Origin of the sequence: Reyranella sp. (genome assembly GCF_050185545.1) — a bacterium.
Classification (GTDB): domain Bacteria; phylum Pseudomonadota; class Alphaproteobacteria; order Reyranellales; family Reyranellaceae; genus Reyranella.
Genome location: NZ_JBFWZI010000277.1, coordinates 1,718 through 7,211, shown reverse-complemented (window position 1 = coordinate 7,211; position 5,494 = coordinate 1,718). Strand labels below are relative to the sequence as shown.

Sequence of the window (5,494 nt, the reverse complement as noted above, 5' to 3'; positions counted from 1 at the left end):
CTGCCAGGAGTGCAACCACGAGATCGCGTCGAACGAGGGCGATCTCCTGCCGCCGGCGGACCACCATCGCCATCCCGCGCCGGAGGCGATCCGGTGGAAGCTGATCGTCTACGCCGATCAGAGGGCGAAGCAGGTCGTCAGATCAGCACCTGCACGATCATGAGGCCGGCGACGAGGCCGACCATCATGACGATGGCGGTGAGAAAACCGATCGCAAGGACCAGGATCGCGAACAGCGGAACGAGCAGCAGGCCCAGGGCTGCGACCACGAGGGCGCGTAGCGGATGCGCTGCGAGGTTTGCCAGGCCCGGCGTCCGCCAGCCGCGCGGCGCGGCACCCATGGCGCTGAGACGCTCCAGGCGCTCGAGCGTCGGCGGAGCGAGCGCCAGCGCCAGAGTGCGCCGGGCGGTGACAATGCGACGCTCCGTCGTCGGGGCGGCGACGAACAGCCAGGCGAACGCTTCGCCGCCGGGCGGCGGATCGGCCGCGCCGATGCTCTCCAGGGCCCGGGCAAAGGCTTCGGGATTTCGCGCGAGCTTCACGGTGTGGGCGTCGGTCCAATGGCAGCGGTTGCGCCACAGCAACGCAAGCGGCGGCCCCAGGAACAGGGATGTCCAGAGGAACAGGACGAGCTTGTAGAACACCGAGACCAGGTAGAAGGGCAGCAGCAGGAAGCGCACGATCCTGGCCACCAGCCGGGGCGCCTCGCTCGCGATGGTGTCGAGGTCGGGAATCGCATCGGCCTGCAGGCCCTCCTCCAGGCCTTCGCCGACGCGCGCCAGGGTATCGGCGCCCGTTCTTCCGGAGCCAGCCCGTCGCGACAGCGAGACGGCCAGCAGACCAGTCAGGGTGCGCCAGGCCGACCGGCGCAGCGGCAGGTCGAGCAGCGTGAGGAAGAAGCCCAAGGTGTGCAGTGCCGCCATGATGCCGGCCGCGGCGCGCACGTCTCCGGCCCCGATCGCCGAGACCAGGCGGGCGGCGACGGCCTCGGTCTCGCCGCGATCCAGCCGGTCGAGCATGCCGCGCGTGAAAAGCACGATGCCCCCGTCGTACCCCGCGCCGGGCGAGCCGAGCGCGGCGGCGTTGACGGCCGGCGTATCGACCAGGAAGAGCGACGGCGGCGGCGCGCCGGCGGCGATCGCCACTTCCTCGACGATGTTGGCCAGCTGGCGTTCCTCGAAGTCATCGCGGTTCGCGGGTCGCGCCGCGAGGCGCACGACCAGATCCTGGCTGCCGGTCCGGCCGAACACGCCGCGCAGCCAGAGCCAGACCAGCACCGCCGCGAGCAGGGCCGGAAGCGCGGCGGGCGCCAGCCGGGCCAGCGGCCAGGCCAGCAGCGCGATGTCGCCGAGACTGTCGACCTGATCGAGGGTCTGCGAGAGGTGATCGACATTGTCCAGGTGAGTAGCGACGAAGTCCTGGATCAGCGCGACGCCGCCCAGCGCCAGCGAGTCGAGCACGCCGAGCAGGGCGACGAGCCTCAGGAGGCCACCCACGACCAGCAGCACGGTCGGCGTGACGATGGTGCTCAGCACCAGCCCGACGCCCGCGGAAACCAGGGCGCAGACTACCGCGACGATCCACGCGGCGCGGCGCCGGCGGATGAGCTCGTCGTGGAAAGTCGTTCGCCCGGTCGACGCTGGCTGCTCGCTCACGGCGACGACATCTTAGGGTCTGTAGCGAAAGAATGGCCCGTCACGTCACGCGACGCGACGGGCCCGAGTTCAAGGAGGAGAAGTCGCGCGAAGCGCAACCCGACAGCAACGCACGTCGCCGGCATCGGTTGCGCGGGCGCGAGCCCGGTCCACAGCAGCGCCACGCCATCCGGGCGGCACTTGACCCTTCGGGCAACCAACAGCTCTGGCGGTTGGCCCGACAGCAGCGTCACGCCATCCGGGCAGCGCGCGTCGTCGCGGTTTCAAATATCCCCTACGGACCCTATCCCGGTCCCGCCACGGGCAGACCCGCGCCTGCCCGCGCGGCCTCGGCGCTGCGCAGCGCCCTGGTCGTCAGAATCTCCAGGAAGGCCCGTGACGCGTCGATGCGGCGCTGCATCTCCTTCGGCTCGGCCAGCTGGGAGCCGAAAAACGTCCCGCGCACCTGGGCCCATTGCTCGTTTAGCCGCACGACGGCCGCATGCGCCTCCGATGCCGACAGGCTCTGCAAGGCGTCGGCCAGCAGAAGCTCGAGCACCATCTCGTGCGCCGACAGCATGGCGCTGATCGCCGTGAGCGGATCGACCCCGACGAGCCGCTCGTCCTCAGTTCGTTCGAACATTCCTTTCTCCCGAGCCACCCCGGCCCGGGAGAAGCCTGCCATATTTCCGCGCGGGGGGCGCATCATTCCGGTGACCAATGCCCGCGCTTGAGACAGATCAATGGAGGCGCCGCGGCCTGCGGCGATCGTGACCGCGAGACGGATGGCAGAGCCAATGAGCCCGCCAGAATGGCGAGCGGCCACCGCGGCCTGCGGCGATCGTGACGACGGGACTGATGGTGCCAAATGGCGATTTGCAGCGCCCAGATCAGCCTCTATCCCCTGCGCCAGGCGCATCTCGGGCCGGCGATCGACAGCGCGCGCGCGACACTCGAGGCGCACGGCCTGCACCCCGAGGTGGGCCCGATGAGCACGGTGGTGACGGGCGATGCCGGCATCGTCTTCGCGGCGCTGGCCGATGCCTTCGACAAGGCGGCGCAGGCCGGACAGGTCGTGATGGCGCTAACCGTCTCCAATGCCTGCCCGGTCGGCCGCGCGACGTCCGATCGCGCGGATGGATGACGACAGGTCCGCCGCCGGCGCGGGCCGGTTCGGTCCGCACGTCTACGCGGCGTGGCGGGCATCGTCGCTGGGCGAGATCGTCGAGGCGCTCGAGCATCGGCTCCTGCTGCGCCTGGCCGGCGACCTGCGCGGCCGCGCCGTGCTCGACGTGGGATGCGGCGACGGCACGCTCGCGCGTGCGCTGGCGCGCGCCGGGGCCGCCTCGGTCACGGGGTGCGACGTCGATCCGCGCATGATCGCCGCCGCCGTGGACAAAGAACGGCAGATGGGACTCACGCAGGCTCGGTGCGACGTCGATCCACGCATGATCGCCGCCGCCGGTCTCGGGGCCGCAGAAGAAATGGCCGGGACGGTCCGGCCGGGGGACGCGATCCGCTACGCCGTCGCGGATGCAGCGCGCCTGCCCTTCGCCGACGACAGCTTCGACGTGGTGACGGTCGTCACCGTGCTCGCCTTCGTCGCCGATGCCGAGGCTGCGGTGCGCGAGATGGCGCGCGTCCTCAAGCCCGGCGGCCGCCTCGTCGTCGGCGAGCTGGGGCCGTGGAGCCTGTGGGCCGCGCGACGGCGCGTGCGCGGCTGGCTGGGCGCCGGGATCTGGCGGGGCGCGACCTTCAGGACCCCGGCGCAGCTCAGCGAGCTGGCGCGCGCCGCCCGGCTGGACGTCGAGCGCGTGACCGGCGCGATCTTCTTCCCGCCCTGGCTGCCGCTCGCCCGCCTGTTCGCGCCGTGCGATGCGGCGCTCGGCGAGCGGACCACCCGGGGGGCCGCCTTCCTGGCGATGCTGGCCCGCAAGGCGTGACGCCGCGCGCGGCGCGACCAAAACCGCGGCAGCCTTCCGCACTCATCGTCCTGCCGTGCAGGACGAGGGAAGCCAAGCCAGGCCGACGACCACGAGACGGGCCGACCTGAAAAGCATCACGCCCCGCGCGGCCGCCCGTCAGGGCGCCGCCGGCACCTTCTCGCCGGTCGCCGCGGCGACCGTGCCGTGCAGATGGGCGACCAGCGCGTCGTCGAGTTTCAGACGCGCGGCGAGCATGGCGAGATAGCCGCGCTCGGCGGCCGAATCCACGGTAACGGCGAGCAGCGAGGCGGCATAGATCTCCGCCGCCTGCTCCGGCGTCGTCGCGCCGCGCGCCACCGCGTCGACGTCGAGGCTGGCGCGCAGCTCGTCCATGACGAAGGCCTTGTCCTCCGACGACAGCGCCATCCTGTCCATCTCGGCGAAGATGCGCGCCTGCTCCTGGGCGTCGACATGGCCATCGGCCTTAGTCGCCGCGATCATGGCGCGCAGCAGGCTGCGGGCGAGCGATTGCTGGGCGCTCTCGGTCGACGGATTGAACGGCGTGCCGCTCGGCGCGGGCAGCATCGGCGGCGCCGGCTGGCGTGCCGCCTCTTGCGGCGCCGGCGCCTGCTTGCCCGCCTGCCAGTCGCGATAGGCCTTGTAGGCGAGCGCGCCGACCGCGGCCATACCGCCGAGCTTCAGCGCCTCGCCGCCGATCTCGCGACCCGTTTTCGAGCCGAGCAGGAGCGCGGCGAGGCTGCCGGCGACCGCGCCGCCGCCGGCGCCGCGCAGGAAGTCGCCGATGCCCTGGCTGCCCTGGGCGGCCTGAGTGCCCTGGCTGCCCTGATCGGGGCCGGGACGATTGCCCTGGCCGTCGCGCTGACCGCCGAGAAACTGATCGAGCAGACTCTTCGCATCGAACATTTGCGATTTTCCCTGAGTTCCCTGTCCAAGAAAGGACTCCTATGGTGAGGGATTGTGACGAAACCGTGCCGATGGACGCAGCCCTTGCATTCCATTCGCCGCCGGCGAGTCCGCCACGGAGGCCAGCTTGGAGTTCGCGTTTCAGTCGCACTTCTTCTACGAGTTCGTGACGCTGCTGGTGGTGCTCGATCCGACGGCGGCCATCCCGGTGTTCCTGGGCGTCACGGCCGGCCTCTCGACTCGCCAGTCGCTGCAGGTTGCCGCTTACGCGGTGGCGACGGCCTTCCTGGTGCTGCTCTTCTTCATCGCCGCGGGCCAGTTCCTGCTGAACGCGCTCGGCATCCCCATGCCCTCCTTCCAGTTGGCCGGCTCCATCGTGCTGCTGCTGTTCGGCCTGAAGCTGGTGCTCGGCCAGATCACGGCCGAGGTGGAGGCGCTGCCGGCGACCGCGACCATGGCGCAGCGCGCCGTCTATCCCCTCGCCATCCCGACAATCGCCGGGGCGGGCGCCATGCTGACGGTGGTGCTGCTGACGGACAACAACACGCGGTCGCTGGCGGAACAGGCGGTCACGACGTTCCGCACCGTCGTCTGCCTTCTGATCGTGTTCGGCGTGCTCGTGCTTTCCAAGCCGATCTACCGCCTGATCGGCAAGCCGGGCATCGAGGTCGTGAGCCGCGTCTCCGGGCTGATCCTCGCCAGCATCGGCGTGAACGGCATCATCGTCGCCATCAGGATGAGCTTTCGATAGGCGTCAGATTTGCCGGGAGAGCCGTGTCATGCGCTGAGCGCGCGCCACTTGAGGCGGAATAACCTCCGCCTCAAGTGGCGCGCTCCCGGTGAATGAGGCGCTCTTCCGCCAAATTCAGCACTCATGGACCTAGCCCTCGATCTTCAGCGCCTTCTTGATGGCGGCGAGGTCGGCCTTGATCTGCTCCTGCTCGGCGTGGGTGAACTCGTGCTCGTCCTCGACCAGTGTCCGCAGCAGGCGGACGATGACCAGCGGGATGA

At 70.5% G+C, this 5,494-nt stretch carries 6 protein-coding genes; 3 read left to right on the top strand and 3 right to left on the bottom strand.

Annotated elements, in window-relative coordinates; genetic code table 11:
• Positions 1-137: 137 nt before the first annotated feature.
• Together AB7O82_RS35915 and AB7O82_RS35910 are read right to left on the bottom strand one after the other, a co-directional pair.
• Positions 138-1,655 carry a M48 family metalloprotease gene (locus AB7O82_RS35915; RefSeq protein ID WP_428555022.1) on the bottom strand — a complete coding sequence of 506 codons (1,518 nt, stop codon included), beginning with the start codon at positions 1,653-1,655 and terminating at the stop codon, positions 138-140.
• Between the two features lie 283 nt (positions 1,656-1,938).
• Positions 1,939-2,277 carry a hypothetical protein gene (locus AB7O82_RS35910; protein ID WP_428621661.1) on the bottom strand — a complete coding sequence of 113 codons (339 nt, stop codon included), beginning with the start codon at positions 2,275-2,277 and terminating at the stop codon, positions 1,939-1,941.
• A 225-nt stretch (positions 2,278-2,502) separates the two neighbouring features.
• Here AB7O82_RS35910 and AB7O82_RS35905 point away from each other — a divergent pair, with 225 nt between their 5' ends.
• The gene (locus AB7O82_RS35905) at positions 2,503-2,778 is read left to right on the top strand and encodes a YkoF family thiamine/hydroxymethylpyrimidine-binding protein (RefSeq protein ID WP_428555017.1); all 276 of its coding nucleotides are present in this window, start codon (positions 2,503-2,505) and stop codon (positions 2,776-2,778) included.
• On the top strand, positions 2,771-3,577 hold the full coding sequence (locus AB7O82_RS35900) for a class I SAM-dependent methyltransferase (RefSeq protein ID WP_428621659.1): 807 nt from the start codon (positions 2,771-2,773) through the stop codon (positions 3,575-3,577). Before AB7O82_RS35905 ends, AB7O82_RS35900 begins: the two co-directional genes overlap by 8 nt.
• A gap of 138 nt (positions 3,578-3,715) precedes the next feature.
• On the opposite strand, the gene AB7O82_RS35895 is transcribed toward AB7O82_RS35900, so the two are convergent.
• Entirely contained in the window at positions 3,716-4,483 is a 768-nt protein-coding gene (locus AB7O82_RS35895) for a tellurite resistance TerB family protein (protein ID WP_428621657.1), read from the bottom strand.
• A gap of 127 nt (positions 4,484-4,610) precedes the next feature.
• On the opposite strand from AB7O82_RS35895, the gene AB7O82_RS35890 reads away from it, so the two are divergent.
• Positions 4,611-5,234, top strand: a complete 624-nt coding sequence (locus AB7O82_RS35890) for a MarC family protein (protein ID WP_428555010.1) — start codon at positions 4,611-4,613, stop codon at positions 5,232-5,234.
• The last annotated feature ends 260 nt before the right edge of the window (positions 5,235-5,494 follow it).

Coding starts and splice junctions, on each gene's coding strand:
- AB7O82_RS35910 (WP_428621661.1), bottom strand. CDS start 2,277: ATGTTCGAACGAACTGAGGACGAGCGGCTCGTCGGGGTCGATCCGCTC.
- AB7O82_RS35905 (WP_428555017.1), top strand. CDS start 2,503: ATGGCGATTTGCAGCGCCCAGATCAGCCTCTATCCCCTGCGCCAGGCG.
- AB7O82_RS35900 (WP_428621659.1), top strand. CDS start 2,771: ATGGATGACGACAGGTCCGCCGCCGGCGCGGGCCGGTTCGGTCCGCAC.
- AB7O82_RS35895 (WP_428621657.1), bottom strand. CDS start 4,483: ATGTTCGATGCGAAGAGTCTGCTCGATCAGTTTCTCGGCGGTCAGCGC.